The sequence below is a fragment of the Agromyces sp. S2-1-8 genome (assembly GCF_021129215.1).
GTDB lineage: Bacteria > Actinomycetota > Actinomycetes > Actinomycetales > Microbacteriaceae > Agromyces > Agromyces chromiiresistens.
On sequence record NZ_JAJOLP010000001.1, the window covers coordinates 2,491,450 to 2,518,199 of the forward strand.

Annotated in this window: 28 protein-coding genes; 26 read left to right on the forward strand and 2 right to left on the reverse strand. The window is 72.3% G+C overall.

Translation table 11 applies throughout. The annotated features are described in order from the left end of the window. The first annotated feature begins 57 nt into the window (after positions 1–57). Entirely contained in the window at positions 58–621 is a 564-nt protein-coding gene (gene efp, locus LR269_RS11355; RefSeq protein WP_231430891.1) for an elongation factor P, read from the forward strand. Beyond that, positions 621–1,034 carry a transcription antitermination factor NusB gene (gene nusB / locus LR269_RS11360; protein ID WP_231430892.1) on the forward strand — a complete coding sequence of 138 codons (414 nt, stop codon included), beginning with the start codon at positions 621–623 and terminating at the stop codon, positions 1,032–1,034. The genes efp and nusB overlap by 1 nt, the downstream gene beginning before the upstream one ends. Positions 1,035–1,183: 149 nt before the next feature. Here nusB and LR269_RS11365 read toward each other — a convergent pair whose 3' ends face one another. Continuing rightward, positions 1,184–2,053 carry a hypothetical protein gene (locus LR269_RS11365; RefSeq protein WP_231430893.1) on the reverse strand — a complete coding sequence of 290 codons (870 nt, stop codon included), beginning with the start codon at positions 2,051–2,053 and terminating at the stop codon, positions 1,184–1,186. A gap of 201 nt (positions 2,054–2,254) precedes the next feature. Between LR269_RS11365 and LR269_RS11370 the strand changes: the two genes are divergently transcribed. Then, positions 2,255–2,770, forward strand: coding sequence for a DoxX family membrane protein (locus LR269_RS11370; protein WP_231430894.1), 516 nt, complete (start codon positions 2,255–2,257; stop codon positions 2,768–2,770). On the opposite strand, the gene LR269_RS11375 is transcribed toward LR269_RS11370, so the two are convergent. Next, on the reverse strand, positions 2,745–3,452 hold the full coding sequence (locus tag LR269_RS11375; RefSeq protein WP_231430895.1) for a hypothetical protein: 708 nt from the start codon (positions 3,450–3,452) through the stop codon (positions 2,745–2,747). The two genes, LR269_RS11370 and LR269_RS11375, sit on opposite strands and share 26 nt — an antisense overlap. A 149-nt stretch (positions 3,453–3,601) precedes the next feature. Here LR269_RS11375 and pyrR point away from each other — a divergent pair, with 149 nt between their 5' ends. The 23 genes from pyrR to trpC all read left to right on the forward strand — a co-directional run bounded on the left by pyrR (position 3,602) and on the right by trpC (position 26,750). Beyond that, positions 3,602–4,153 carry a bifunctional pyr operon transcriptional regulator/uracil phosphoribosyltransferase PyrR gene (pyrR, locus tag LR269_RS11380; RefSeq protein WP_231430896.1) on the forward strand — a complete coding sequence of 184 codons (552 nt, stop codon included), beginning with the start codon at positions 3,602–3,604 and terminating at the stop codon, positions 4,151–4,153. Continuing rightward, on the forward strand, positions 4,150–5,100 hold the full coding sequence (locus LR269_RS11385) for an aspartate carbamoyltransferase catalytic subunit (protein ID WP_231430897.1): 951 nt from the start codon (positions 4,150–4,152) through the stop codon (positions 5,098–5,100). Before pyrR ends, LR269_RS11385 begins: the two co-directional genes overlap by 4 nt. Continuing rightward, positions 5,100–6,443 carry a dihydroorotase gene (locus LR269_RS11390; protein WP_231430898.1) on the forward strand — a complete coding sequence of 448 codons (1,344 nt, stop codon included), beginning with the start codon at positions 5,100–5,102 and terminating at the stop codon, positions 6,441–6,443. Before LR269_RS11385 ends, LR269_RS11390 begins: the two co-directional genes overlap by 1 nt. After that, positions 6,436–6,987, forward strand: a complete 552-nt coding sequence (locus LR269_RS11395; protein ID WP_231430899.1) for a hypothetical protein — start codon at positions 6,436–6,438, stop codon at positions 6,985–6,987. Before LR269_RS11390 ends, LR269_RS11395 begins: the two co-directional genes overlap by 8 nt. Then, positions 6,980–8,173 (forward strand): glutamine-hydrolyzing carbamoyl-phosphate synthase small subunit, encoded by a 1,194-nt coding sequence (gene carA / locus LR269_RS11400; protein ID WP_231430900.1) that lies wholly within the window; start codon positions 6,980–6,982, stop codon positions 8,171–8,173. The genes LR269_RS11395 and carA overlap by 8 nt, the downstream gene beginning before the upstream one ends. Next, complete coding sequence (carB, locus tag LR269_RS11405; protein WP_231430901.1) at positions 8,173–11,463, forward strand: carbamoyl-phosphate synthase large subunit; 3,291 nt, start codon at positions 8,173–8,175, stop codon at positions 11,461–11,463. The genes carA and carB overlap by 1 nt, the downstream gene beginning before the upstream one ends. After that, the gene (pyrF, locus tag LR269_RS11410; RefSeq protein ID WP_231430902.1) at positions 11,460–12,341 is read left to right on the forward strand and encodes an orotidine-5'-phosphate decarboxylase; all 882 of its coding nucleotides are present in this window, start codon (positions 11,460–11,462) and stop codon (positions 12,339–12,341) included. The genes carB and pyrF overlap by 4 nt, the downstream gene beginning before the upstream one ends. Beyond that, the gene (gmk, locus tag LR269_RS11415; protein WP_231430903.1) at positions 12,334–13,254 is read left to right on the forward strand and encodes a guanylate kinase; all 921 of its coding nucleotides are present in this window, start codon (positions 12,334–12,336) and stop codon (positions 13,252–13,254) included. Before pyrF ends, gmk begins: the two co-directional genes overlap by 8 nt. Positions 13,255–13,330: 76 nt before the next feature. Then, on the forward strand, positions 13,331–13,588 hold the full coding sequence (gene rpoZ / locus LR269_RS11420) for a DNA-directed RNA polymerase subunit omega (protein WP_231430904.1): 258 nt from the start codon (positions 13,331–13,333) through the stop codon (positions 13,586–13,588). A 13-nt stretch (positions 13,589–13,601) separates the two neighbouring features. After that, the gene (coaBC, locus tag LR269_RS11425; protein ID WP_231430905.1) at positions 13,602–14,843 is read left to right on the forward strand and encodes a bifunctional phosphopantothenoylcysteine decarboxylase/phosphopantothenate--cysteine ligase CoaBC; all 1,242 of its coding nucleotides are present in this window, start codon (positions 13,602–13,604) and stop codon (positions 14,841–14,843) included. Further along, positions 14,840–16,033, forward strand: coding sequence for a methionine adenosyltransferase (gene metK, locus LR269_RS11430; protein ID WP_231430906.1), 1,194 nt, complete (start codon positions 14,840–14,842; stop codon positions 16,031–16,033). The genes coaBC and metK overlap by 4 nt, the downstream gene beginning before the upstream one ends. A gap of 1 nt (position 16,034) precedes the next feature. Next, positions 16,035–17,993 (forward strand): primosomal protein N', encoded by a 1,959-nt coding sequence (locus LR269_RS11435; RefSeq protein ID WP_231430907.1) that lies wholly within the window; start codon positions 16,035–16,037, stop codon positions 17,991–17,993. A gap of 58 nt (positions 17,994–18,051) precedes the next feature. Beyond that, positions 18,052–18,984, forward strand: a complete 933-nt coding sequence (gene fmt / locus LR269_RS11440) for a methionyl-tRNA formyltransferase (RefSeq protein WP_231432325.1) — start codon at positions 18,052–18,054, stop codon at positions 18,982–18,984. 43 nt (positions 18,985–19,027) lie between these two features. Next, a complete protein-coding gene (locus tag LR269_RS11445) occupies positions 19,028–20,443 on the forward strand; it encodes an RsmB/NOP family class I SAM-dependent RNA methyltransferase (RefSeq protein ID WP_374201115.1) in 1,416 nt (471 codons plus the stop codon). Positions 20,444–20,510: 67 nt separating this feature from the next. Continuing rightward, on the forward strand, positions 20,511–21,170 hold the full coding sequence (gene rpe, locus LR269_RS11450; RefSeq protein WP_231430908.1) for a ribulose-phosphate 3-epimerase: 660 nt from the start codon (positions 20,511–20,513) through the stop codon (positions 21,168–21,170). A 29-nt stretch (positions 21,171–21,199) separates the two neighbouring features. Then, positions 21,200–21,463 carry a phosphoribosyl-ATP diphosphatase gene (locus LR269_RS11455; protein ID WP_157424159.1) on the forward strand — a complete coding sequence of 88 codons (264 nt, stop codon included), beginning with the start codon at positions 21,200–21,202 and terminating at the stop codon, positions 21,461–21,463. A 43-nt stretch (positions 21,464–21,506) separates the two neighbouring features. Beyond that, positions 21,507–22,349, forward strand: a complete 843-nt coding sequence (hisG, locus tag LR269_RS11460) for an ATP phosphoribosyltransferase (RefSeq protein WP_231430909.1) — start codon at positions 21,507–21,509, stop codon at positions 22,347–22,349. A gap of 9 nt (positions 22,350–22,358) precedes the next feature. Beyond that, entirely contained in the window at positions 22,359–23,120 is a 762-nt protein-coding gene (hisF, locus tag LR269_RS11465; RefSeq protein WP_231430910.1) for an imidazole glycerol phosphate synthase subunit HisF, read from the forward strand. After that, on the forward strand, positions 23,117–23,506 hold the full coding sequence (gene hisI, locus LR269_RS11470; RefSeq protein ID WP_231430911.1) for a phosphoribosyl-AMP cyclohydrolase: 390 nt from the start codon (positions 23,117–23,119) through the stop codon (positions 23,504–23,506). Before hisF ends, hisI begins: the two co-directional genes overlap by 4 nt. Positions 23,507–23,548: 42 nt before the next feature. Continuing rightward, the gene (locus tag LR269_RS11475) at positions 23,549–25,072 is read left to right on the forward strand and encodes an anthranilate synthase component I (protein WP_231430912.1); all 1,524 of its coding nucleotides are present in this window, start codon (positions 23,549–23,551) and stop codon (positions 25,070–25,072) included. After that, a complete protein-coding gene (locus LR269_RS11480) occupies positions 25,069–25,713 on the forward strand; it encodes a Trp biosynthesis-associated membrane protein (protein WP_231430913.1) in 645 nt (214 codons plus the stop codon). The genes LR269_RS11475 and LR269_RS11480 overlap by 4 nt, the downstream gene beginning before the upstream one ends. 35 nt (positions 25,714–25,748) lie before the next feature. Then, complete coding sequence (locus LR269_RS11485) at positions 25,749–25,979, forward strand: DUF6704 family protein (protein WP_231430914.1); 231 nt, start codon at positions 25,749–25,751, stop codon at positions 25,977–25,979. After that, positions 25,980–26,750: an indole-3-glycerol phosphate synthase TrpC gene (gene trpC / locus LR269_RS11490; protein ID WP_231430915.1), complete on the forward strand. Its 771-nt coding sequence runs from the start codon at positions 25,980–25,982 to the stop codon at positions 26,748–26,750.

The following is a 26,750-nucleotide window of genomic DNA, read 5'->3' on the forward strand; positions in this document are numbered from 1 at the left end:
ACTCTCTCGGGCCGATCTCCGGCCGAGCCTCTTCGCAACCGAACGGATCGTATACGCATGGCAAGCACCGCTGACATCAAGAACGGCGTCGTCCTCTCGATCGACGGCCAGCTCTGGAGCGTCATCGAGTTCCAGCACGTCAAGCCCGGCAAGGGCGGTGCCTTCGTGCGCACCAAGCTGAAGAACGTCGTCAGCGGCAAGACCGTCGACCGCACCTACAACGCCGGCGCGAAGGTCGACATCGAGAACGTCGACCGCCGCGACTTCACCTACCTCTACAACGACGGCGACGGCTTCGTGTTCATGGACGCGACCGACTACGACCAGATCACCGTGCCCGCGACGGTCGTCGGCGACGCCGCGAACTTCATGCTCGAGAACCAGGCCGTCACCATCGCCCTGAACAACGGCAACCCGCTCTACGTCGACCTTCCCGCGTCGGTCGTGCTCGAGATCACCTACACCGAGCCCGGCCTGCAGGGCGACCGCTCGACGGGTGGCACGAAGCCCGCGACCGTCGAGACCGGCTACGAGATCCAGGTGCCGCTCTTCCTGGAGACGGGCACCAAGGTCAAGGTCGACACCCGCACGGGTGACTACCTCGGCCGCGTGAACGACTAGTGAGCGCACGCACGAAGGCGCGCAAGCGCGCGCTCGACATGCTGTACTCGGCCGACATGCGCCAGGTGCCGGTCGAGCAGATGCTCGTCGTCGAGGCGGAGAAGGCCGCGAACGAGCCCGAGCGGGCCGCCTCGTGGCTCTACGCGCGCGAGATCGTCGACGGCATCGTCGACCATCGCACCGAGATCGACGAGCTCATCGAGACCCACTCGCGCGGGTGGACGCTCGAGCGCATGCCGGCGGTCGACCGCGCCCTGCTGCGCATCGGCGTCTGGGAGATCGTCTACAACGACGAGGTGCCCGACCCGGTCGCGATCGCCGAGGCGGTCGAGGCCGCGACGGTGCTGTCGACCGACGACTCCGCCGGCTTCGTCAACGGGCTGCTCGCCGCGGTCTCGCACGCCAAGGCCTGATCTCCGCCGCCGCCGCCATACCGCACTCGGCGGCTCGATCGCCGCTCACGCCCGCGGGTCGCGGACGCCCCGAAGCATCCGCATCGTGTGCTCGACGACCTCGCGAGGGGCGTCGTGTGTCCTGAGCGACCGACCGATCGCACGCGCGTTCACCCGGTACGCGGGGTCCCGTGCGAGCCGGCGAACCGCGCGGGCGACCGCTCGCGCCGTCGGCCGCCTCGTGTGCAGGTCGACGCCGGCGCCCGCCCATGCGACGCGGGCGGCACCTCGTGCCACCAATCCGGCCGCTCGAGGTCGTCGTCGCCCGGTCGGGCCAGCCGGCCGACGGAACGAAGGCGACCGGATGCCTCGGGGCGGGGGTTCTCGAGCTCGGCGACGCCGTTCGCGCAGACGAGCTGCGGTGAGTAGCACGCCTCGTCGAACGTCGTCGCGGTCGGCGGGAGTCCCGCCGCGAGCCGCTGCTCGGCGTACGCCCGCTGGATGGGCCTCGTCACGAGCCGGGCGACCCGGTGCAGCAGGCGGTCGCGCGCGCGGCCCGGGCCACCGCGAGCGGGCCGAAGGGCGAGCCCCGGAGGCGGCAGCGCGATGCTCGGCAACGTGAGCGGCGTGAGTGCGACCGTCGCCCACGGGGTGCCCGTCGACTCGGCCACGAGTGCCGCCCCGAGGCTCGTGGACTCCGCGACGATGACGTCCCATGGGCGCGCGGCGAAGGCCGCGCGCAGGTCGTCGAACTGCCCCGAACCGGTGCGCACGAAGAGGTGCTCGACGTTGAGGAGCAGTTGCCGGGGACCCTTCCGGCCGGCGAGCGCGGGGAACGTCGCCGCGAGGTCGTGCTCGTCGAAGTCCGGCGCCGTCCGCCACCGCAGCACCTCCGCGCCGACCGCCTCGAATCGGGCCGCATACGCCTCGCCGGTGTCGACGCGAACCGAGTGGCCGGCCTCGACGAACGCCGCGGCGACCGCGGCCATCGGAGCGGCGTGACCGTGGAACGGCGTCACGGCGATCATCACGTCGGCCATGCACGATTCCACCACCGACGGTGCCACGGCCGCGGCCCGTGAACGGGGGGAGTGCGAGGCCGACCCCGAGCGCGGGCTCGGTGTCCGCCCCGAGCGGGATTCAGCGGTACTCCGGGCGACGGCGACCCGAGCCCGCGATGGGATGGGGAACCGTCGCCCCCTCGGCGTGCATCCCATCACCCAGAACCGAAAGGCTCCGTCATGTCCTCCACCACTCTCGGCACCGGTCGCACCGCACCGACCGCCGGCCTCGACCACGTCCTCGAGCGCGCCGACGCGGCCCAGGCCGTGCTGCAGCGCTTCTTCGCCCGCACCGGAGCGCCGGCCCTGCGGATCGCGCTCGGACTCGTGTTCGCCGTCTTCGGCGCACTCAAGTTCATCCCCGGCGCGAGCCCCGTCGACGAACTCGTGACGCGCACGTGGAACGCGCTCTCGTTCGGCATCGTCGACGGCTACGCGGCGATGGCCCTCACGGCCGCGCTCGAGGTGTTCGTCGGCCTCACCTTCATCACCGGCTGGTTCCTGCGCATCGGCCTGCTGGCCCTCGCGGCGACGTTCGTCGGCATCTTCTCGCCGCTCGTCTTCTTCACCGGCGAGCTCTTCAGCACCGCCGGGCCGACGCTCACGGCCCAGTACATCCTCAAGGACGTCGTGCTCGTGGCCGCGGCGATGGTCGTGGCCGCTGGTGCGCTCACGCGCCCGATCCGCCGCCGTTGAGCGCACGGGCCGTACCGCCCCGGCCGACATCGCCCGAGCCCGAACGGCTCCCGCCCCGTGCGGGAGCCGTTCCGGCGTCGGCATCGTCGGCACGCTCGCCCCAGGCCGCGAGGGCGGCGGCGACGAGGCCGAGGCCGACCAGGCTGCCGTGCGGCCAGTACGTGAGCAGCACCGTCGAGCCGACGATGATCGGCAGCGTCGCCGCGAGCAGCAGCCGCTCCCAGAGCGGTGCACCGCGGCCGTTCGCCAGGGCGACGACGATCGCCCAGACGCCGATCGCGAGGAGGGCGAACAGCTCCGCGCCCCAGATCGCGTGCCACGGGGCGTCCAGCGGATGGTTCGCGTACGAGAGCGCGGTGATCGGAGCAGTGGCCAGTACGAGCCAGCCGAGCACCCGTCCGGTCCAGCCGAGCGCCGCGAAGGCCGGGCCCGTGGCGAGCCACACGAGCACGAACGACAGGGCCGAGGCGGCGCCGAACACGAGGTAGAAGTCGCCCCATCCCATCGAGGCGAGCGCCGACCGCAGCGCGTCGTAGACGGCGGAGTCGTCGAGTGCCGCGAGCCAGTCGGGCGAATCCGCGCCCGACCACACCGCCTGCTGCGGTGGAAGCAGGAAGAAGGCCCATGCCGCCGCCGCGAGGGCGGCGACCACGCACCAGGGTCTCGAAGGGTGCCGTCGCATGCCCGAACCCTAGCGCCGACCGTCGCACCGCGACAGTCCGGCGCACCGCGGTGCGGCCGCGCCGCGACATGCTGCGTGCGGCCGACCCGGTAGACTTGCTGGACTTGGCAACCTTTAAGGCCGTCCTGAGAGGCGGAGAAGGGAGTCGGTTGATGGCACGTGCTGTGCTCAGTCAGGCTGACATCCAGCGGGCGTTGACCCGCATCTCGCACGAGATCCTCGAATCGAATCGCGGGAGCCGCGATCTCGTCCTCCTCGGCATTCCGACGCGCGGCGTGTTCCTCGCCCGCCGCATCGCCGAGACCATCGCGCGCATCGAACCAGATGCGCCGGAGCCCGCGGTGCTCGCCGGCGCCGTCGACGTCACGATGTACCGTGACGATCTCGGCCGCACCCGCACCCGCACGCCCTCGCCGACGCAGCTGCCCCCGGGCGGCATCGACGGCAAGACGGTCGTGCTCGTCGACGACGTGCTCTACTCGGGTCGCACCATCCGCGCCGCCTTCGACGCGCTCGCCGACCTCGGCCGGGCGCGCGCGGTGCGCCTCGCCGTGCTCGTCGACCGTGGGCACCGCGAGTTCCCGATCCGCGCCGACTTCGTCGGCAAGAACCTCCCGAGCTCGACGCGCGAGCGCATCAACGTGCGCCTCGTCGAGACCGACGGCGACGACGCCGTCACGATCGAGGGGGGCGACGAATGAAGCACCTGCTCGGCACGCGCGACCTCGCACGCGACGAGGCGATCGCCCTGCTCGACATCGCGGAGGACATGGCCGCCGTGCAGGAGCGCGAGGTCAAGAAGCTCCCGACGCTGCGCGGCAAGACCGTCGTGAACCTCTTCTTCGAGGACTCGACCCGCACCCGCATCTCGTTCGAGGCCGCCGCGAAGCGGCTCTCGGCCGACGTGATCAACTTCAGCGCGAAGGGCTCGAGCGTCTCGAAGGGCGAGAGCCTCAAGGACACCGCCCAGACCCTCCAGGCGATGGGCGCCGACGGCGTCGTCATCCGGCACCACGCGTCGGGCGCCCCGCACACGCTCGCGACGAGCGGCTGGATCGACGCGGGCGTCGTCAACGCCGGCGACGGCACGCACGAGCATCCGACTCAGGCCCTGCTCGACGCCTTCACCATGCGCCGGCGCCTGCACGGCACCGCGTCGCGCGGGAAGGGGCTCGACGGCGTGCGCGTCGTCATCGTCGGCGACATCCTGCACTCGCGGGTCGCCCGCTCGAACGTGTGGCTGCTCGACACCCTCGGTGCAGAGGTCCAACTCGTCGCGCCGCCGACGCTCGTTCCCGTCGCGACGGGCTCCTGGCCCGCCGTGGTCGGCTACGACCTCGACGCCGCCCTCGCGAGCTCGCCCGACGTCGTCATGATGCTGCGCATCCAGGCCGAGCGCATGCACGCCGCGTTCTTCCCGAACAGCCGCGAGTACACCCGCACGTGGGGGCTCGACGACGCCCGGTTCGACGCGCTGCCGCCGACTACGATGGTCATGCACCCCGGCCCCATGAACCGCGGGCTCGAGATCTCGGCCCGTGCGGCGGATTCGCCGCGGTCGACGGTGCGAGAACAGGTCGCGAACGGAGTATCAGTGAGAATGGCCGCGCTCTATCTGCTGCTGTCGGGCGAACGGGGTGAGGTCTGATGGGCGAGCGCCACCTCATCACCGGCGCCACGCTGCCGAGCGGCGAACGCGCCGACATCCTGCTGTCGGACGGCGTCATCGCCGAGGTCGGCACCATCACGGATGCTTCGGGCGCGACGGTCCACGACGCCGACGGCCTCGTGGCACTGCCCGGACTCGTCGACCTGCACACGCACCTCCGTGAGCCCGGCTACGAGCAGAGCGAGACCGTGCTGACCGGCACCCAGGCCGCGGCCGTCGGCGGGTTCACCGCCGTGTTCGCGATGGCGAACACCTTCCCCGTCGCCGACACCGCCGGTGTCGTCGAGCAGGAGGCGAGCCTCGGTCGTGCCGCCGGCTTCGCGACGGTGCAGCCGATCGGCGCGGTGACCGTCGGGCTCAAGGGCGCGGAACTCGCCGAGCTCGGGGCGATGGCGCGGTCGCGTGCGAACGTGCGGGTGTTCAGCGACGACGGCTTCTGCGTCTTCGACCCGCTGCTCATGCGCCGCGCGCTCGAGTACGTGAAGGCGTTCGACGGCGTCATCGCCCAGCACGCCCAGGAGCCGAGGCTCACCGAGGGCGCGCAGATGAACGAGGGTCCGCTCTCGGCGGAGCTCGGGCTCACCGGCTGGCCGGCCGTCGCCGAGGAGTCGATCATCGCGCGCGACGTGCTGCTCGCCGAGCACGTCGGCAGCCGCCTGCACGTCTGCCATGTCTCGACCGCCGGCTCGGTCGAGGTGATCCGCTGGGCGAAGGCCCGCGGCATCGACGTCACCGCCGAGGTCACACCGCACCACCTGCTCCTCACCGACGACCTCGTCGCCGGGTACGACCCGCGCTTCAAGGTGAACCCCCCGCTGCGCCGCACCGAGGACACGCTGGCGCTGCGCGAGGCCCTGGCCGACGGCACGATCGACATCGTGGCCACCGACCACGCCCCGCATCCGGTGGAGGCGAAGGAGAGCGAGTGGGACGCCGCGGCCAACGGCATGGTCGGGCTCGAGTCGGCGCTGCCGGTCGTGCACGCGGCGATGGTCGAGACCGGCCTCATCGGCTGGGCCGACGTCGCCCGGGTGCTGTCGCAGGCGCCCGCCCGCATCGGCCGGCTTCGCGGGCACGGCGAAGCGATCGCCGCCGGCGCCGCGGCCGAGCTCACGCTCTACGACCCGCAGTCGAGCGGCGTGTTCGACCTCGACCGGCTCGCCGGCCGCAGCGTGAACTCGCCCTACCTCGGCCGCACCCTGCCCGGTCGCGTGGTCGCGACCTTCCATGCGGGCTACGCGACCTGCCTCGATGGACGTGCGCGTCCGGCCGACGAGGTCGCGCGACTCGCGGCCGAGGCCGCAGGAGGCGCGCATGGATAAGGTGATCGGCGCGATCGTCGCCGTCGCGGTCATCGCGCTCGTCGCCTGGCTCGTGCTCCGATCGTGGCGCCGACGAACGCGACGCGACGCGACGCTGTCGGCGCACCCGGTGCCCGCCGACCTCGGCGTCGCGACCCTCGAGTCCGAGGTGCTCTACGTCGCCACGACTCCGGCGGGCGAGCCGCTCGAGCGGCTCGCGATCCCCGGCCTCGCGTTCCGCGGGTCGGGACGTGTCGAGATCGTGCCGGAGGGGCTGGTCCTCCGCATCGCGGGGGAGCCGGTCACCTTCATCCCGGCCGACAAGCTGATCGGAGCGTCCACGGCGACGTACGCGATCGACCGTGCGGTCGAACCCGAGGGCCTCATCGCCGTCGGCTGGATCGCCGCCCTCGACGACGCGGAGGCCGAACCTCCCCGCGTCGACAGCTACCTCCGCGCCCGGTACCCGGGCGACCAGGCCCGGATCATCCGGGCCATCGACGACATCGCCGCCGCGCCCGACGCGCCGCGGCCGGAACACGAGAGCGAGGCCTCGGATGACTGAGACCGCCACCCCAATGTCAGAGCCGGCCGTGCTCGTCCTCGAGGACGGCACCCGCTACGAGGGCCGTGCCTACGGCGCCCGCGGGCGCACCGTCGGCGAGGCCGTCTTCGCCACCGGCATGACCGGCTATCAGGAGACGCTGACCGACCCGTCGTACGCCGGGCAGATCGTCATGATGACGGCGCCGCACATCGGCAACACGGGCATGAACGACGACGACGAGGAATCGAACCGCATCTGGGTGGCCGGCTTCATCGTCCGCGATCCCTCCCGGGTCGTGTCGAACTTCCGCTCGCAGCGGAGCCTCGACGACGACCTCGTGCGCTCCGGCGTGGTGGGCATCTCGGGCATCGACACCCGCGCGCTCACCCGGCACCTTCGTTCGGCCGGCGCCATGCGGGCGGGCATCTTCTCCGGTGACGATGCGCGCCTGAGCGCCGGCGAGCAGCTCGCCGTCGTGCAGTCGGGTGCCGAGATGGCGGGGCAGAACCTGTCGGCCGCCGTCTCGACCGCGGAGCCCTACACCCTGCCGGCGGAGGGCGAGCGCGTCGGCTCGGTCGCCGTGCTCGACCTGGGCGTGAAGACGTCGACCCTGCACTACCTCGCCGAGCGCGGGTTCGACGTGCACGTGCTCCCGCAGACGGCGACCGCCGACGAGATCCTCGCGATGCAGCCCGACGCGCTCTTCTACTCGAACGGCCCCGGCGACCCCGCGGCGTCCGACCAGCACGTCGAGATCCTGCGCACCGCGCTGCGCGCCGGCGTGCCGTACTTCGGCATCTGCTTCGGCAACCAGCTGCTCGGCCGGGCGCTCGGCTTCGGCACCTACAAGCTGACCTTCGGGCACCGCGGCATCAACCAGCCGGTCCTCGACCGCGCGACGGGTCGCGTCGAGATCACCGCCCACAACCACGGCTTCGCCGTGGATGCGCCGATCGACGCGGTGAGCGAGTCGAGCGAGGGCTTCGGGCGCGTCGAGGTCAGCCACATCGGCCTCAACGACAACGTCGTCGAGGGACTCAACTGCCTCGACATCCCCGCATTCAGCGTGCAGTACCACCCCGAGTCGGCGGCCGGCCCGCACGACGCGAACTACCTCTTCGACCGGTTCCGCGACATGGTCGTCCTTCGACAGGCCCAGGGCGAGTCGCCAACCACCGAGACCAGCCAGGAGGCAGGCAACTAATGCCCAAGCGCGACGACATCAACTCCGTCCTCGTCATCGGCTCCGGACCGATCGTCATCGGCCAGGCGGCCGAGTTCGACTACTCCGGCACCCAGGCGTGCCGGGTGCTCCGTGCCGAGGGCGTCCGCGTCATCCTCGTGAACCCGAACCCGGCCACGATCATGACCGACCCCGACTTCGCCGACGCGACCTACATCGAGCCGATCACGCCCGAGATCATCGAGCAGATCATCATCAAGGAGCGCCCCGACGCGGTGCTCCCGACGCTCGGCGGGCAGACCGCGCTCAATGCCGCGATCGCGCTGCACGACGCCGGCATCCTCGAGAAGCACGGCGTCGAGCTCATCGGCGCGAAGGTCGAGGCCATCCGCAAGGGCGAGGACCGCCAGCTCTTCAAGGACCTCGTGATCGAGGCGGGCGCCGACGTCGCCCGCTCGCACGTCGCCAAGACGCTCGACGAGGCGAAGGCGTTCGCCGAAGACCTGGGGTACCCGCTGGTCGTGCGCCCGTCGTTCACGATGGGCGGCCTCGGCTCGGGCTTCGCCTACACCGAGGACGACCTCGTCCGCATCGTCACGCAGGGCCTGCACGACTCGCCCACGACCGAGGTGCTCCTCGAGGAGTCGATCCTCGGCTGGAAGGAGTACGAGCTCGAGCTCATGCGCGACACCCACGACAACACCGTCGTGGTCTGCTCGATCGAGAACGTCGACCCCGTCGGCGTGCACACGGGCGACTCGATCACCGTCGCCCCGGCGCTCACGCTCACCGACCGCGAGTACCAGAAGCTCCGCGACATCGGCATCGACATCATCCGCGCCGTCGGCGTCGACACCGGCGGCTGCAACATCCAGTTCGCGGTCGACCCGGCCGACGGCCGCATCATCGTCATCGAGATGAACCCGCGAGTGTCGCGTTCGAGCGCGCTCGCGTCGAAGGCGACCGGCTTCCCGATCGCGAAGATCGCCGCGAAGCTCGCAATCGGCTACCGGCTCGACGAGATCCCCAACGACATCACCCGCGTGACGCCCGCGAGCTTCGAGCCGACGCTGGACTACGTCGTCGTCAAGGTTCCGCGGTTCGCGTTCGAGAAGTTCCCGGCCGCCGACCCGACCCTCACGACGACCATGAAGTCGGTCGGCGAGGCGATGGCGATCGGCCGCAACTTCTCGACGGCGCTGCAGAAGGCCCTGCGTTCCCTCGAGAAGCGCGGCTCGTCCTTCCACTGGGGTGAGGAGGAGCGCTCGGCCGACGAGCTGCTCGAGCTCGCGTCGGTCCCCACCGACGGGCGCATCGTCCTCGTGCAGCAGGCGCTCCGCAAGGGCGCCACGATCGAGCAGGCCTTCGAGTCGACGAAGATCGACCCCTGGTTCCTCGACCAGATCGTGCTCATCAACGAGGTCGCGGCGCACGTGGCGGCCGCCGAGGCGCTCGATCACGACACGCTGCTGCTCGCGAAGGACCACGGGTTCTCCGACGCGCAGATCGCCGAGCTCCGCGGCTTCGGCAGCGAGGCGGACGCACGAGAGGTGCGCCACATCCTCGGCATCCGACCGGTGTACAAGACGGTCGACACCTGCGCGGGCGAGTTCCCGGCGCTCACCCCGTACCACTACTCGAGCTACGACGTCGAGACCGAGGTCGAGCCGAGCGAGCGTCGCAAGGTCGTCATCCTGGGCTCCGGTCCGAACCGCATCGGCCAGGGCGTCGAGTTCGACTACTCGTGCGTGCACGCGTCCTTCGCGCTCTCGGCCGCGGGCTTCGAGACGATCATGATCAACTGCAACCCCGAGACGGTCTCGACGGACTACGACACGAGCGACCGCCTCTACTTCGAGCCGCTCACGCTCGAGGACGTGCTCGAGGTCATCCACGCCGAGTCGCAGACGGGCGAGCTCGTCGGCGTGGTCGTGCAGCTCGGCGGCCAGACGGCGCTCGGCCTCGCCAAGGGCCTCGAGGCGGCCGGCGTGCCGATCCTCGGCACGACTCCCGACGCGATCGACCTCGCCGAGGAGCGCGGGCTTTTCTCCGGCATCCTCGAGAGCGCCGGGCTGCTCGCGCCGCGCAACGGCACCGCGATCGATCTCGCCGGTGCCCAGCAGGTCGCCGAGGGCATCGGCTACCCGGTGCTCGTGCGTCCGAGCTACGTGCTCGGCGGACGCGGCATGGAGATCGTCTACGACACGGCCTCGCTCGCCGACTACTTCGTTCGCATCGAGGGTCAGGGCATCGTCGGGCCGAGCCATCCGCTCCTCGTCGACCGCTTCCTCGACGACGCGATCGAGATCGACGTCGACGCGCTCTACGACGGCACCGATCTCTACATCGGCGGGGTCATGGAGCACATCGAGGAGGCCGGGATCCACTCCGGCGACTCGAGCTGCACCCTGCCGCCCGTGACCCTCGGCCGCGCCGAGGTCGACCGCGTGCGCGAGGCGACGCGCGCGATCGCCGAGGGCGTCGGCGTGAAGGGCCTGCTCAACGTGCAGTTCGCGATCGGCGCGGGCGTGCTCTACGTGCTCGAGGCGAACCCGCGCGCGAGTCGCACGGTGCCGTTCGTGTCGAAGGCGCTCGGCATTCCGCTCGCGAAGGCCGCGAGCCGCATCATGGTCGGCGCGACCGTCGCCGAGCTCATCGCAGAGGGCATGCTGCCCGCGTCCGACGGGTCGCGCGTCCCGCTCGACGCACCGGTGGCCGTGAAGGAGGCCGTGCTGCCCTTCCACCGGTTCCGCACCCGCGAGGGCATCATGGTCGACTCGGTCCTCGGCCCCGAGATGCGCTCGACCGGCGAGGTCATGGGCATCGATCGCGACTTCCCGCGTGCCTTCGCGAAGAGCCAGCTCGCGGCCTACGGCGGCATGCCAGACTCGGGCACGGTCTTCGTCTCGGTCTCCGATCGCGACAAGCGCGCGATCATCCTGCCGGTGCTCCGCCTGCAGCAGCTCGGCTACGAGATCACCGCGACCGAGGGCACCGCCGAGGTGCTGCGTCGCAACGGCATCCGGGCGAGCGAAGTGCTGAAGTTCCACGACAAGCCCACCGCGGACGCGACGAGCGTGGTCGAGCTCATCCACCGCGGAGAGGTCGACGTCGTCGTGAACACGCCGAGCGGTCGCAGCTCGCGCGCCGACGGCTACGAGATCCGTGCCGCGGCCGTGGCCGCCGACATCCCCCTCTTCACGACCATCGCCGAACTGTCGGCCGCCGTGGCGTCGCTCGACGCGAAGGACGGCGGCTTCGAAGTGACGAGCCTGCAAGACTACGCCCGCAAGCGGGAGGAGACGGCGTGACCGACGAGCTCATCCCGTTCGGCGAGCGGCTCGGCGCCGTCTTCGCGGCCTACGGTCGGCTCTGCGTCGGCATCGACCCGCACGCCTCGCTCCTGTCGGCGTGGGGCTACGACGACTCGGCAGCGGGCGTCCGCGAATTCGGGCTGCGCGCCGTGGATGCCGCGGCCGGACGCGCCGGCATCGTCAAGCCGCAGGTCGCCTTCTTCGAACGGCACGGCGCCGCCGGCTACGCGGCCCTCGAGCGCGTGCTCGCCGAGGCGCGCGACGCCGGGCTCCTCGTGATCGCCGACGCGAAGCGCGGCGACATCGGGACGAGCGTCGACGCCTACGGCGAGGCGTGGCTGCGGCCCGGCTCGTCGCTCGAGGCCGATGCCATGACGATCAGCGCCTTCCAGGGCCTCGGGTCGATCGAATCGGTCATGGGCGCGGCCGAGCGATGGGGCAAGGGGCTCTTCGTGCTCGCGGCGACCTCCAACCCCGAGGCGGCCGCCATCCAGCGCGCCGTGCTCACCCAGTCGAGCCGCGAGGGGTCGACGGTCGCCGGCGCGATCGCCTCGGGCGTGACGAGCTGGAACCAGGGTCGTCCCGACGCGGCGGAGCGCGAGTTCGCCTCGATCGGCCTCGTGCTCGGCGCGACCGTCGACCTCTCGGCAGCGGGGATCGACGTGCACGGCGACGTGCCCCGGCCGGGTCTCCCGGTCCTCGCTCCCGGGTTCGGCCACCAGGGCGGCGAAGTCCGCGACCTGCGCGCGATCTTCGGCGCCCTCTCGGCAGGCGTCATCGTGAGCGAGTCGCGGTCGCTGCTCTCGGCCGGTCCCGACGGCCTCGCCGACGCCGTCGCGCGCCGCATCGACGAGATCGGCGCCATCGATGTCTGATCGTCCCGTCACCGCCGCCAACCCGCCCGAGGTCGACCGCGTCGCAGCCTCGCGCGCCGCCGTCGCCGCGCGACGGGCGCGCGCGGGCGTCAAGGCCGAGGTCGCCGCCTCGCGAAGGAGCCCGCTCGATGTCCTCCGCGTCGCCTACGAAGAGCCGGAGGGCGTCGAGGGGCGACTCCGGGTCACCGAGTTCCTGACGTCGATCCCCGCGATCGGCGCGACGAAGTCGGCCCGCATCATGCAGGACCTCGAGATCTCGACGTCGAAGCGTCTCGGCGGCCTCGGCCGCCTGCAGCGACGTCGGTTGCGCGAGTTCATCGCCGAGTGGGTCGCCGCCCACGGCGGCACCGGCGATCGTCTCGTGGTGCTCGCGGGGCCGACCGCGGTCGGCAAGGGCACCGTCGCCGGGTACATCCGCCAGCACCACCCCGAGGTCCGGCTCTCGGTCTCGGCGACCACGCGCGCGCCGCGGCCGGGCGAGGTCGAGGGCGAGAGCTACTACTTCGTCGACGACGCCGAGTTCGACCGCATGGTCGAGGCGGGCGAACTGCTCGAGTGGGCGACCGTGCACAACGCGTACCGCTACGGCACCCCTCGCAAGCCGGTGGAGCAGGCGATCGCCGCCGGCCAGAGCGTGCTGCTCGAGATCGACATCCAGGGCGCACGCTCGGTGCGACGTGCGATGCCCGACGCGACCCTCGTGTTCCTGCTGCCCCCGAGCTGGGACGAGCTGGTGCGCCGGCTCGTCGGCCGGGGCACCGAGACGGCCGCCGAGCAGCAGCGTCGACTCGAGACGGCGAAGGTCGAACTGGCCGCCGTCGACGAGTTCGACCACCAGGTCGTCAACCACGACGTCGGCGAGGCCGCCCAGAAGGTCGTAGACTTGATGCGACCTCGCAAGGGCCGACGCTGAGCCGTTCCCGGTTCGGCCTCCCTCGCCACGAGCTTTCGAGCGCCACGAGCGCATCCCACGATCAAGGAGTCATTCCATGGCTGAGAAGCAGTCCGGCATCATCGACCCGCCCATCGACGACCTGCTCTCGAAGGTCGACTCGAAGTACCAGCTGGTCATCTTCGCGTCGAAGCGCGCGCGCCAGATCAACGACTACTACGCCGACCTGCACGAGGGCAGCCTGTTCGACAACGTCGGCCCGCTCGTCGACTCGTCGATCGACGACAAGCCGCTCTCGGTCGCCATGCACGAGATCAACGAAGACAAGCTGCGGCTCCGCCCCCTCGGCGAGTGACGCCGAGGGCCGCATGACCCTCAACATCGTCGTCGGCATCACCGGCGGCATCGCGGCGTACAAGGCCGTCGGCGTCGTGCGGGCCCTCGTGCTCGCCGGGCACGACGTCCACGTCGTGCCGACCGAGGGAGCCCTGCGCTTCGTCGGCCGCCCGACGCTCGAGGCGATCTCGCGCAACCCGGTGCACACCGATCTCTACGAGGGTGTCGCCGAAGTGCGCCATGTCGCGATCGGCCAGGCGGCCGACCTCATCGTGATCGCGCCGGCGACGGCGAACACGATCGCGAAGCTCGCCGCCGGCCTCGCCGACGACCTGCTCGGCAACACGGTCCTCGCGAGCGAGGCGCCGGTCGTGATCGCGCCGGCGATGCACACCGAGATGTGGCGGAACCCGGCGACCCGGGCGAACATCGCGACCCTCGAGGCGCGCGGCGTCACCGTCGTCGGCCCGGCGGTCGGCCAGCTCACGGGCGCCGACAGCGGACCGGGCCGGATGGAGGAGCCCGAGGTCATCGTCGCGGCGGCGCTCGAGCGCGCGGCATCCCCGTCAGAGGGCGACCTCGCCGGACGCCGCATCGTCGTGACGGCCGGCGGTACGCGCGAACCGCTCGACCCCGTGCGCTTCCTCGGCAACCGATCGAGCGGCAAGCAGGGCGTCGCGATCGCCGAGGCGGCACGGGCCCGCGGGGCCCGCGTCACGCTCGTCGCCGCGAACCTCGAGATCGCCGAACCCGACGGCTGCGACGTACGCCGCGTGTCGAGCGCCCTCGAACTGCAGGCGGCGGTGACCGAGGCGGCGCAGGGCGCCGACGCGGTCGTCATGGCCGCGGCGGTCGCCGACTACCGGCCCGCGAGCGTCAGCGAGTCGAAGATCAAGAAGGATGCCTCGAACGACGGCCTCACTCTCGAGCTCGTCCGCAATCCCGACATCCTGGCCGGCCTCGGCGCGGCACCGCACGACGGCACGCTGCTCGTCGGCTTCGCCGCAGAGACCGAGCCCGACGACGACCGGCTGCTCGAACTCGGCCGGGCCAAGCGCCGGGCCAAGGGCGCCGACCTGCTCGTCGTGAACCGGGTCGGCTGGAGCGAGGGCTTCGCGACCGAGGAGAACGCGGTCGTCGTCATCGACGGCGACGACTCGATCGTCACACGGCTTCACGGAACGAAGGCGTCGGTGGCCGGTGGCATCCTCGACGTGGTTGTCTCGAAGCTGACGAGCACCGCCGAACGCACGAAAGAAGCCGACCCCGCATGAGCGCCCTCCGACTGTTCACCTCCGAGTCCGTGACCGAGGGGCATCCCGACAAGATCTGCGACCAGATCTCCGACTCGATCCTCGACGCACTGCTGGCGGTCGACCCGCACAGCCGCGTCGCGGTCGAGACGCTCGTGACGACCGGCCTCGTGCACGTCGCGGGCGAGGTCACGACCTCGGGCTACGTCGAGATCCCCGCGATCGTCCGCGAGCGGGTCACGTCGATCGGGTACGACTCCTCGGACGTGTGGTTCGACGGTCGCTCCTGCGGCGTCTCGGTGTCGATCGGCGGCCAGTCGCCCGACATCGCGCAGGGGGTCGACCACGCCTTCGAGGCACGCGAGCGTTCGAGCGAAGACGCGCTCGACCGGCAGGGCGCCGGCGACCAGGGCATCATGTTCGGCTACGCGACCCGCGAGACGCCCGAGCTCATGCCGGTGCCCATCTGGCTCGCGCACCGCCTCGCCGAGCGGCTCGCGCAGGTGCGCAAGGCCGGCGAGCTCGACTACCTGCGCCCCGACGGCAAGACCCAGGTCACCGTCGGCTACGACGGCCAGGTGCCGAAGACGATCGAGACCGTCGTGCTCTCGACGCAGCACTCGCCGGCGGTCTCCAACGAGCAGTTGCGCGCAGAGGTCGAAGAGCTCGTCATCCGCCCGGTGCTCGACACCGTCGAACTGGCCCGCCCCGAGCTCGCGGTGCTCATCAACCCGACCGGCCGCTTCGAGATCGGCGGGCCGCAGGGCGACGCGGGTCTCACCGGCCGCAAGATCATCATCGACACCTACGGCGGCGCGAGCCGGCACGGCGGCGGCGCCTTCAGCGGCAAGGACCCGTCGAAGGTCGACCGATCGGCGGCGTACGCGATGCGCTGGGTCGCGAAGAACGCCGTCGCGGCGGGGCTCGCGGACCGACTCGAGCTGCAGGTCGCCTACGCGATCGGCAAGGCCTCGCCGGTCGGTCTCTACGTCGAGACGTTCGGCACCGGTGCGCTGCCCGACGAGCAGATCATCGCGGCGATCCGCGAGGTGTTCGACCTGCGCCCGGCCGCGATCATCCGCGACCTCGACCTGCTCCGCCCGATCTACGCGCAGACCGCCGCCTACGGCCACTTCGGCCGTGAGCTGCCCGACTTCACGTGGGAGCGGCTCGACCGCGTCGCCGATCTCCGCACGGCCGCCGGGCTCTGAGGTGACGGGCGGCCCGGTCGCCAGGGTGCTCGTCGACTCGCCGCTGCCGCAGCTCGACCAGCTCTTCGACTACCGCGTGCCCGATCGCCTCGCCGAGGCCGCCCGGCCCGGCGTCCGGGTCCGGGTTCCGCTGCGTTCCGGGGGGCGGATCGCCGACGGCTGGCTCGTCGAGCTCGCCGCGTCGAGCGAGTACGAGGGCCGTCTCTCCGACGTCGACGACGTCGTGTCCGAGGTGCCGCTGCTGACGCCCGACGTCTGGAGGCTCGCCCGCGCGGCAGCCGACCGTGCCGCGGGCAATGCGAGCGACATCCTGCGCCTCGCGATCCCGAGCCGGTATGTGCGGGTCGAGCGCGCGTGGCGTGCCGCCGAACCCGATGCCGGCCCGTTGCCTTCCGAGGCCGTCGCCGTCGGCGGCTTCGAACCCGGTGCCGTCGAGGCGGGCATCGCGGCCGGGGAGCGCTTGTCGCTCGCCGCCGACCCGCGACCGGTGCGACTGCCGAACGGCGAGTGGGTCGGCGCATGGGCGGTCACGCTCGCGCAGGCTGCCGCGCGCACGCTCGCGGGCGACCGGTCGAGCCTCGTCATCGTGCCCGACTACCGCGACCAGGAACAGCTCGAGGCGGCGCTGGCCGCCGTCGTCGACCCGAGACGGGTGCTGCGCACCGACGCCAGGCAATCGGGCGGCGCGCGCTTCCGGGCCTTCCTCGACGCGACCGGCGACGCGGCCCGCATCATCATCGGCAACCGGTCGACGGTGTACGCACCTGCCGCGCGCCTCGGGCTCATCGCGATGTGGGACGACGGCGACGCGCTCCAGCACGAGCCGCTGTCACCGGGGGTCCACCCGCGCGACGCGGCGCTCATCCGCCAGGAGCAGTCGGGTGCCGCGCTGATCTTCCTCGGCCACACGCGAAGCGTCGAAGTCGAACGGCTCGTCGAGATCGGCTGGGTGCGCCACGTCGCGTCGCACCGGCACACCCGGCCCCGAGTCATCCTGACCGAGCAGCAGTCGAGCCCCGAGCCGGGGTCGGCGCGCATCCCGTCGACCGCGTGGCGTCAGGCGCAGGAGGCCGTGCGGGAGGGCCCCGTCCTCGTGCAGGTCGCCCGTCCCGGGCACACGCCGATGCTCGTGTGCGACCGCTGCCGCGAACCCGCCCGGTGCGCCGCCTGCGGCGGCGGCCTCGCCGTGCCGCGGTCGGGCGGTGTCCCGCGCTGCACGCTCTGCGGCGCGAGCGCCGCCTCCTGGACGTGTCCCGTCTGCGAGTCGACGAAGCTCCGCGCCGCGACCGTCGGAGCCACCCGCACCGCCGACGAGCTCGGGCGAGCCTTCCCTCGGGCGAAGGTCGTGCTCTCCGACGGCGAGCGCCCCGTGCTGCGGGTCGGTCCAGAACCGGCACTCGTCGTCGCGACCCGCGGGGCCGAACCCATCGCCGACGGTGGATATCGTGCGGTGCTGCTCCTCGACGGCGAGCGGATGCTGCTGCGCGAATCGCTCCGCGTCGCGGAGGACTGCCTGCGCTGGTGGTCGAACGCCGCGGCCCTCGCCGCGCCGGGCGCACCAGTCTTCCTCGTCGGCGTCGCGGGCGCGCTCGCGCAGACGCTCGCCGGCTGGCGCCAGCTGGAGTGGGCCGGCACCGAGCTCGCCGCCCGCCGGGCGCTGCGATTCCCGCCCGCGGTGCGGGTGGCGAGCGTCACCGCCCCGCACGCGGGCGTCGAGCGGGCGATCACCGCGTCGAAGGCGGCCGCCCCCGGCGTCGACGTGCTCGGTCCGACCCCCGCCGAAGAAGACCTCGAGCGGGCGATCGTCCGCTTCGACTACGGTGCGGGCAACGCCGTCGCGAAGGCGCTGCGGGCCGAGATGATCACGGTCGCGACCGAACGGCGCCGACCGGTGGGCGGTCGCCCGCCCCGCCGGCCCCGGGTGCTGCGCGTCCGCTTCGACGATCCCGACGTGCCGTAGCCGCACGTCGCCGAGCGAGCCCGTCGTCGGGATCCGGAAGAATGGCCGGGTGAACACCCTGCGCCTCGTCTTCGCCGGAACGCCCGCCCCGGCCGTGCCCAGCCTCGAACGCCTCGCCGCGGGCCCCCACGAGATCGTCGGCGTCGTCACGCGGCCCGACGCCCTGCTCGGCCGCAAGCGAGTGCTCACGCCGTCGCCGGTGGCGGCCGCGGCCGAGCGGCTGGGGCTTCCCGTCGTGAAGGCCGCCCGGCTCGACGACGCGGCGACGGCCGGCATCGAGGCGCTCCGTCCCGATCTGGGCGTCATCGTCGCGTACGGCGGCCTCGTGCGCGAGCCGCTGCTCTCTCTGCCGCGACACGGGTGGATCAACCTGCATTTCTCGGCGCTTCCCGCCTGGCGCGGGGCCGCTCCCGTGCAGCACTCGATCATCGCCGGCGACGCCGAGCTCGCGGCATCCGTCTTCCAGCTGGTGCCCGAGCTCGACGCGGGCGACGTCTTCGCGGTGCACCGGCGCCCGGCCGCCGACGGGCTGACCGCCGGCGGCGCCCTCGAGCTGCTCGCCGACGAGGGGGCCGAGGTGCTCGCCGCGGTGGTCGACGGCATCGCCGGCGGCACGGCGGTCGCGGTGCCGCAGGCGGGCGAGCCGAGCTTCGCGCCGAAGCTCACGATCGACGACGGCCGCCTCGACTGGACGGGTGACGCACGCGCGGTGCTCGCGAGGTACCGCGGGGTGACCCCCGAACCGGGTGCGTGGACGACGATCGGCGGCGAACGGCTGAAGGTGCTCGAGGCGCGGCCGGTCGAGTTCGGGCAGGCGGGGGAGCAGGGCGTGCTCGCCCCCGGCGAGCTGCGCCCCGAGCGCCGGCGCGTGCTCGTCGGCACCGCGACCGAGCCCGTCGAGCTCGTGCGCGTGCAGCCCGCAGGCAAGGGCGCGATGGCCGGGGCCGATTGGGCACGCGGACTCGCGCCGGAGACGCGCACGCTCGAGTAGCGGCGCATCGCCGGGCCGGGCCGGCGCCGCGTACAGTTGACGGGTGAACGACGAACGCCGCTCCCGCAGGCCCGACCGCAGACGCGCACCCGCGCAGGTCAGGGTGTCGCCGCCGCGCATCGTCGCATTCGAGGTGCTCGAGGCCGTCCGCGACGACGAGGCGTACGCCAACCTGCTGCTGCCGAATCGCATCGAGCGCTCCCGTCTGACCGAAGCCGACGCCGCGCTCGCGACCGAGCTCACGTACGGGACCCTCCGGATGCTGGGCTTCTACGACGCGGTCATCGCGATCGCCGCGGGCCGTCCCGTCGACCGCATCGACCCGCCCGTGCTCGACGTGCTCCGCCTCGGCGTGCACCAGCTGCTCTCGACTCGGGTGCCCACGCACGCGGCCGTCAACGAGCAGGTCGTCATCGCGAAGCGCGTCGCGCCGACGGCGAGCGGGTTCGTGAACGGCGTGCTCCGCACGATCTCCCGCACGAGCGCCGAGGAGTGGCGCGACGCGGTCGCCGCCGAGTACGACGGCGACGCCCGCACGGCCGTGCTCGCCTCCCACCCCGAGTGGGTCGTGCGCGCCCTGCGCGCCGCGCTCGACGGCGAAGGTCGCGCCGACGAACTCGATGACCTGCTCGAGGCCGACAACGCCGCTCCGCGGGTGAACCTCGTCGCCCTGCCGGGTCTCGGCGACGAGGATGCCGCGGCGCTCGGCACCCCGAACCGTTTCTCGCCGATCGGCTTCACGGCCGACCGGCCGCTCGCCCTCGTCGCCGCGCACGAGGGCCGCGTCCGCGTGCAGGACGAAGGGTCGCAGCTCGCAGCACTCGCCCTCACGAGGGCGGCGCCGGTCCGTCCGGGGGAGCGTTGGCTCGATCTCTGCGCCGGCCCCGGGGGCAAGACCGCGATCCTCGCGGCGGAGGCGCTCGCCGCCGATGCGACGCTCGTCGCCAACGAACTCGTGCCCGCCCGGGCAGAACTCGTGCGCCGCGCGATCGCCGGCGTCCCGCTCGAGGTCCACGTCTCCGTCGGCGACGGACGCGAGACCGCGGCCGTCGCACTCGGTGCGGAGGGCGGCTTCGATCGCATCCTGCTCGATGCGCCGTGCACCGGACTCGGCGCGCTCCGGCGCCGGCCGGAAGCACGCTGGCGCAAGCAGCCCGCCGACGTGCCCGAGCTCACGAGGCTCCAGGGCGAGCTGTTCGACCATGCCGTGCGCCTGCTCGCACCCGGCGGCGTCCTCGCCTACGTCACCTGCTCGCCGCACACCGCCGAGACGCGCGGCACCCTCCGCGCGGGGCTGCAGCGCCACCCCGAGCTCGAGCAGCTCGACACGCGCGCGGTGCTGCAGTCGGTCGCGCGCGAGCAGCTCGATCTCGCCGGCGACGCCGAGACCGTGCAGCTGTGGCCGCACCGGCACGGCACCGACGCCATGTTCATCGCGCTCGTCCGCCGCAGCGCCTGAGGGCGGCACCACGCGGCCGAGGTCGGCGCCGGCACGAGGCATCCCGCCGCTGGCTAGGCTGCTGCCCATGACGACGCGCATCAACCCGAGCATCCTGGCCGCCGACTTCGCGAACATCGAGCACGAGCTCACCCGCATCGCGACCGCCGACCTGGTGCACGTCGACGTCATGGACAACCACTTCGTGCCGAACCTCACGTTCGGTCCGCAGATGGTCGAGCGCATCCAGGCGACGAGCCCGATCCCGCTCGACGTGCACCTCATGATCGACGATCCCGACCGCTGGGCGCCCGGCTACGCGGAGCTGGGCGCTGCGAGTGTGACGTTCCATGTCGAGGCCGCGAGCGATCCCGTCGCCGTCGCTCGCCGCCTGCGCGAGATCGGGGCCCGAGCCGGCATCGCACTGAAGCCCGGGACCGAGGCCGAGCCCTTCCTCGAGGTCCTGCACGAGTTCGACCAGGTGCTCGTGATGACGGTCGAGCCGGGGTTCGGCGGGCAGTCGTTCATGCCCGAGACCATGCCGAAGCTGCGGCGCGTGGCCGACGCCGTTCGCGCTCGCGGCCTCGACGTGTGGCTGCAGGTCGACGGCGGCGTCACGGTCGACACGATCGGCATCGCGGCCGAGGCGGGGGCCGACACGTTCGTCGCCGGCTCGGCGGTGTTCCGCGGCATCCCCGAGGACCAGATCGCCGCCCTGCGGGCCGCCGCAGCGACCCACGCGCACTGACCCCTCGCCGCCACCGGTAGTCTGTGAGCGTGAAGACCTTCGACGAACTCTTCGTCGAGCTGAGCGACAAGGCCCGCACCCGCCCAGAGGGTTCCGGCACCGTGCGCGAGCTCGACGCCGGCGTGCACGCCATCGGCAAGAAGATCGTCGAAGAGGCCGCCGAGGTGTGGATGGCCGCCGAGTACCAGAGCGACGCCGAGACGGCCGAAGAGATCTCGCAGCTGCTCTACCACCTGCAGGTGCTCATGCTCGCGAAGGGGCTCTCGCCGGCCGACGTGTACCGACATCTCTGATCGCGCCATGCCCGATCAGTTCCGTCGACACGAAAGCTCAGACATGCTCAGAATCGCCGTGCCCAACAAGGGTTCGCTCGCCGAGACCGCCGCGCAGATGCTGTGGGAGGCCGGGTACACCGGTCGCCGGGACCAGCGCGACCTGCACACCGCCGACCCGCGGAACGGGGTGGAGTTCTTCTACCTGCGGCCGCGCGACATCGCGACCTACGTCGGGTCGGGCGCGCTCGACGTCGGCATCACCGGTCGCGACCTCCTGCTCGACTCCGGGTCGGATGCCTCGGAGATCGCCCCGCTCGGTTTCGGCGACTCCACCTTCCGGTTCGCAGGCCCGGCCGGCCGGTTCGCCGAGCTCGGCGACCTCGAGGGCGTCCGCGTCGCGACGAGCTATCCCGGCCTCGTCGGCGCCTTCCTCACGGGCCGGGGCGTCACCCCGTCGAAGCTCGTGAAGCTCGACGGCGCGGTCGAGTCGGCCGTGCGGCTCGGCGTGGCCGACGCGGTCGCCGACGTCGTGTCGACGGGTGCGACCCTGCGTCAGGCCGGGCTCGAGATCTTCGGGCCCGTCATCCTCGAGTCCGAGGCGGTGCTCATCGGCTCGGGCGTCGACAAGCCCGGCGCGGCGACGCTGCTGCGGCGCCTCCAGGGCGTCCTCGTCGCCCGGCAGTACGTTCTCCTCGACTACGACGTGCCGGTCGAGCACCTCGAGCAGGCGACCGCTGCGGCGCCCGGCTTCGAGTCGCCGACGGTGTCGCCCCTGCACGACCCCGAGTGGGTCGCCGTGCGCGTCATGATCCCGCGCGTCGACATGAACCACGTGATGGACGAGCTCTACGCCCTCGGCGCTCGTGCGATCCTCGTGAGCGCCATCCACGCGGCACGGTTGTGAGGTGAGCGCATGAGCCTCGCCGTCCGCGTGATCCCGTGCCTCGACGTCGCCGCCGGCCGCGTCGTGAAGGGCGTCAACTTCCAGAACCTGCGCGATGCCGGAGACCCCGTCGAGCTCGCCGCCCGCTATGCCGAACAGGGCGCCGACGAGCTGACGTTCCTCGACGTGACCGCGACGGTCGACGACCGGTCGACGACCTACGACATGGTGCAGCGCGTCGCCGAGCAGGTGTTCATCCCGCTCACCGTCGGCGGCGGCGTGCGCTCGACCGACGACGTCGCGCGGCTGCTCGGCCACGGCGCCGACAAGATCGGCGTGAACAGCGCGGCGATCGCCCGGCCCGCGCTCGTGGCCGAGATCGCCGACCGCTTCGGCGCGCAGGTCTGCGTGCTGTCGCTCGACGTCAAGCGATCCGAACGCACCGAGTCGGGCTTCGTCGTGACGACCCACGGCGGCCGCACCGAGACCGACCTCGACGCGCTCGAGTGGGCCCGGCGTGCGATCGGGCTCGGCGCCGGCGAGCTGCTCGTGAACTCGATCGACGCCGACGGCACGAAGCAGGGCTTCGACCTCGAGCTCACCGCCCTCATGCACGAGCTGTCGACGGTGCCCGTCATCGCCTCCGGCGGCGCGGGTCGCGTCGCCGACTTCCCGCCCGCGATCGCAGCGGGCGCCGACGCGGTGCTCGCGGCCTCGGTCTTCCACAACGGCGAGCTGACGATCGGCGAGGTCAAGCAGGCGCTCGCGGCCGACGGAAGGATCGTGCGATGAACGAGAACCCGTCGACCGCGGAGCAGGCGCTCGAACGTGCCGTCTTCAATGATCAGGGGCTCCTGCCCGCCGTGATCCAGCAGTGGGACACCGGCGAGATGCTCATGCTCGGCTGGATGGACCGCGAGGCGCTGCGCCGCACGCTCACGGAGGGCCGGGTCACGTTCTGGTCGCGCTCGCGCCAGGAGTACTGGCGCAAGGGCGACACGTCGGGCCACGCCCAGTACGTGCGCTCGGCCGCGCTCGACTGCGACGCAGACACCCTGCTCGTGAAGGTCGAGCAGATCGGTGCGGCCTGCCACACGGGCACCCGCACCTGCTTCGACGGCGACCCGATCGACGTCGTGCAGGGGCGGCTTCCCGATGATCCGGCGCCTGTCGGCTGACGGACCGGCCACCCCGACCGACACACGCGACGAGGAGACACGATGACCGCCACGACGACCTTCGACGAGTTCTCGGGCCTGCTCGCCGGCCGTCGGGTGGTGCCCGTCGTGCGCGAGCTCTTCGCCGACGGCGAGACCCCGGTCGGCATCTACCGCAAGCTCGCCGAGGGGCGCCCGGGCACCTTCCTGCTCGAGTCCGCGGAGCAGGGCGGCATCTGGTCGCGCTACTCGTTCGTCGGCGTCTCGTCGTACGGCGTCATCACCGAGCACGACGACCGCGTCGAATGGCACGACCACGGGCTGTCGGCGGAGCGGGCGCTCGGCGAGGCATCCCGGCTGCCGCCGCTCGCGGCGCTCGAGGCGCTGTTCGAGCGCTGGCGCACGGAGGACGTGCCGGGCGCGCCGCCGCTGACCGGCGGCCTCGTCGGCTTCATCGGCTGGGAGGCGGTGCGCCAGATCGAGCACCTGCCCGACCGGCCGCCGGCCGAGTCCTCGATCCCTGGGCAGGCGTTCGCATTCGTCGCCGAGCTCGTGGTCATCGACCACCGCACGGGCACCGTGCAGCTCATCGCCTCGGTGCTGAACGACACCGGCGCCGACGCCCGCGAGCTGTGGGACGACGCGCAGGAGCGCCTCGACCGCATGCAGCGGGGCCTCGCCACCCCGGCGGAGGCGTGGCTGGCCGAGATCGACCTCGCCCGGGCCGCGACGCCGACGCATCGCACCGCAGAGGCCGACTTCCTGGCGGCGGTGGACCGGTCGAAGGACTTCATCCGCGACGGCGACGTCTTCCAGGTCGTCATCTCCCAGCGATTCGAGCACGAGGCGACCGCGCCGGCGCTCGACGTCTACCGGGTGCTGCGCAGCCTCAACCCGAGCCCCTACATGTACTACCTCCACCTCGAGGATGCAGCGGGCGAGCCCTACTGGATCGTCGGGTCGTCGCCCGAGGCCCTCGTCAAGGTGCAGCACGGACGCGTCTTCACGCACCCGATCGCGGGATCCAAGCCCCGCGGTGCGACCCCCGAGGAGGACGCCGACCTCGAGGCGGCGCTCGTCGCCGACCCGAAGGAGCAGGCCGAGCACCTCATGCTCGTCGACCTCGCGCGCAACGACCTCGCGAAGGTCTGCGCAGCCGGCTCGGTCGAGGTGACCGAGTTCATGCGGGTCGAGCGGTTCAGCCACATCATGCACCTCGTGTCCTCGGTGGAGGGCGACCTCGAGCCCGGTGTGAACGCGATCGAGGTGTTCCGGGCGACGTTCCCCGCCGGCACCCTCTCCGGCGCGCCGAAGCCGCGGGCGCTCGAGATCATCGACGAGCTCGAACCCGCCCAGCGCGGACTGTACGGGGGAGTGGTCGGGTACTTCGGATTCGGCGGCGACGCCGACCTCGCGATCGCGATCCGCACGGCGGCGATCTCGGGGGGTGTCGCCCGCGTGCAGGCGGGTGCGGGCCTCGTCGCGGACTCCGACCCCGCGAGCGAGTTCGAGGAGTCGCGCAACAAGGCGGCCGCGCCGCTTCGGGCCGTCGCCGTCGCCAACGCGATGCGGAGGGTGGAGTCGTGAGCCGCGCCCGCATGAAGCTCCCCGCGATCATCGCCTCCGTGGTCGGATCGGGCCTCGCCCTGCTGGCATGGAGCCAGACCTGGTTCGGCCTCGTCCTCGCGAGCGGCACCGGCGCGCACGTGAACGCCGAGGTCATCGCGGTACCCGGCAGCGTCGCCTCCCCGGCGCTGGCCGCGCTCGGCCTCGCCGGCCTCGCCCTCGCCGCGGCGCTCGCCCTCGCCGGTCCCGCGATCAGGGTCGTGCTCGGCGTGCTCGAGATCGTGCTGGGCGGATGCCTCGTGCTCGCCGCCTGGCTCGCACTCGCCGACCCCGTGGCCGCCGTCTCGGCGTCGGTCACCGAGGCGACGGGCGTCGCCGGCGACGGACCGACGGCCGAGCTCGTGGGCGCCGCCGTGGCGACCGCCTGGCCCGCCGTCGCCGTCGTCGGCGGCGTGCTCGTCGCCGCCGCCGGAGGACTCGTGCTCGCCACAGGGACCCGCTGGCCCGGATCCTCCCGCCGCTACCGCAGCGGCCTCGAACCCGCCGACGGCGCGCCCGCCGTCGAGCGCGGCGCGGCCGAGCGCGCCGTCGACGACTGGGACGAGCTCAGCCGGGGCGACGACCCGACCGATGACACGACCGGCCCCGAACCGACCCGCTAGACTTGCGGGCGAAAACCCCCGCACGAAGGAGCATCATGAGCATTGAGACCGCAGATCCCGGCCACGGACACTCGCCCGCGGCGTGGACCTCCGTCACCATCATGCTCATCGCGTTCGTGATCGGCACGGTCGCGTTCTTCCTCGACGTGCAGTGGCTCGTCTGGGCGTCGGCAGGACTCCTCGTCGTCGGCCTCATCGTCGGCTGGGTGCTTGCCCGTGCCGGCTACGGTGTCGGCGGCGCGAAGGTCGCTGAGAAGGCGCACTAGGTGCTGGCCGAGCTGACGGCGAACGCGGTCGCCGACGCGCTCGCGCGCCGTGAGACGCGTCCGCTCGACGAGGTCGAGGCCGCCGCCATGGCTCGCCCGGCCGCACTCGACGCCCTGGCCGCCCTCCGGCCGGCGTCGCACGTCAAGGTCATCGCCGAGATCAAGCGCTCGAGCCCCTCGCGCGGCTCGCTCGCCGCGATCGCCGACCCTGCTGCGCTCGCGCGCAGCTACGAGCTCGGTGGCGCGAGCGCGATCAGCGTGCTCACGGAGCAGCGCAAGTTCGGCGGATCGCTCGCCGACCTCGAGGCCGTGCGCGCCGCGGTCGCGCTCCCGGTGCTGCGGAAGGACTTCATCGCGACGCCGTATCAGGTGTTCGAGGCTCGCGCCGCCGGTGCGGACCTCGTGCTGCTGATCGTGGCCGCGCTCGACGACCGGGTGCTGCGCGAGCTCTTCGACCTCATCGTCGAGCTCGGCATGACGCCGCTCGTCGAGACGCACTCGGCCGACGAGCTCGATCGGGCCGCCGCGCTCGGCGCACGCCTGATCGGCGTGAACGCCCGCGACCTCTCGACCTTCGAACTCGATCGCGACCTGTTCGGCCGACTGGCCGACCGATTCCCGGCCGACGCGATCCGTGTCGCAGAGTCGGCGGTGCTCTCACCGGCCGACGTCGCGCACTACCGCTCTTCGGGCGCCGACGTCGTGCTCGTGGGTGAGGCGCTCGTCACGGGCGACCCGATTGCCAATCTCTCAGCATTCCTGGCGGTGTGA

Excerpts from the sequence above, each read along its gene's own strand:
- efp (WP_231430891.1), top strand. The coding sequence starts at position 58 with ATGGCAAGCACCGCTGACATCAAGAACGGCGTCGTCCTCTCGATCGAC.
- LR269_RS11365 (WP_231430893.1), bottom strand. The coding sequence starts at position 2,053 with ATGGCCGACGTGATGATCGCCGTGACGCCGTTCCACGGTCACGCCGCT.
- LR269_RS11370 (WP_231430894.1), top strand. The coding sequence starts at position 2,255 with ATGTCCTCCACCACTCTCGGCACCGGTCGCACCGCACCGACCGCCGGC.
- LR269_RS11375 (WP_231430895.1), bottom strand. The coding sequence starts at position 3,452 with ATGCGACGGCACCCTTCGAGACCCTGGTGCGTGGTCGCCGCCCTCGCG.
- LR269_RS11385 (WP_231430897.1), top strand. The coding sequence starts at position 4,150 with ATGAAGCACCTGCTCGGCACGCGCGACCTCGCACGCGACGAGGCGATC.
- LR269_RS11390 (WP_231430898.1), top strand. The coding sequence starts at position 5,100 with ATGGGCGAGCGCCACCTCATCACCGGCGCCACGCTGCCGAGCGGCGAA.
- LR269_RS11395 (WP_231430899.1), top strand. The coding sequence starts at position 6,436 with ATGGATAAGGTGATCGGCGCGATCGTCGCCGTCGCGGTCATCGCGCTC.
- carA (WP_231430900.1), top strand. The coding sequence starts at position 6,980 with ATGACTGAGACCGCCACCCCAATGTCAGAGCCGGCCGTGCTCGTCCTC.
- carB (WP_231430901.1), top strand. The coding sequence starts at position 8,173 with ATGCCCAAGCGCGACGACATCAACTCCGTCCTCGTCATCGGCTCCGGA.
- gmk (WP_231430903.1), top strand. The coding sequence starts at position 12,334 with ATGTCTGATCGTCCCGTCACCGCCGCCAACCCGCCCGAGGTCGACCGC.
- rpoZ (WP_231430904.1), top strand. The coding sequence starts at position 13,331 with ATGGCTGAGAAGCAGTCCGGCATCATCGACCCGCCCATCGACGACCTG.
- coaBC (WP_231430905.1), top strand. The coding sequence starts at position 13,602 with ATGACCCTCAACATCGTCGTCGGCATCACCGGCGGCATCGCGGCGTAC.
- metK (WP_231430906.1), top strand. The coding sequence starts at position 14,840 with ATGAGCGCCCTCCGACTGTTCACCTCCGAGTCCGTGACCGAGGGGCAT.
- rpe (WP_231430908.1), top strand. The coding sequence starts at position 20,511 with ATGACGACGCGCATCAACCCGAGCATCCTGGCCGCCGACTTCGCGAAC.
- hisG (WP_231430909.1), top strand. The coding sequence starts at position 21,507 with ATGCTCAGAATCGCCGTGCCCAACAAGGGTTCGCTCGCCGAGACCGCC.
- hisF (WP_231430910.1), top strand. The coding sequence starts at position 22,359 with ATGAGCCTCGCCGTCCGCGTGATCCCGTGCCTCGACGTCGCCGCCGGC.
- hisI (WP_231430911.1), top strand. The coding sequence starts at position 23,117 with ATGAACGAGAACCCGTCGACCGCGGAGCAGGCGCTCGAACGTGCCGTC.
- LR269_RS11475 (WP_231430912.1), top strand. The coding sequence starts at position 23,549 with ATGACCGCCACGACGACCTTCGACGAGTTCTCGGGCCTGCTCGCCGGC.
- LR269_RS11485 (WP_231430914.1), top strand. The coding sequence starts at position 25,749 with ATGAGCATTGAGACCGCAGATCCCGGCCACGGACACTCGCCCGCGGCG.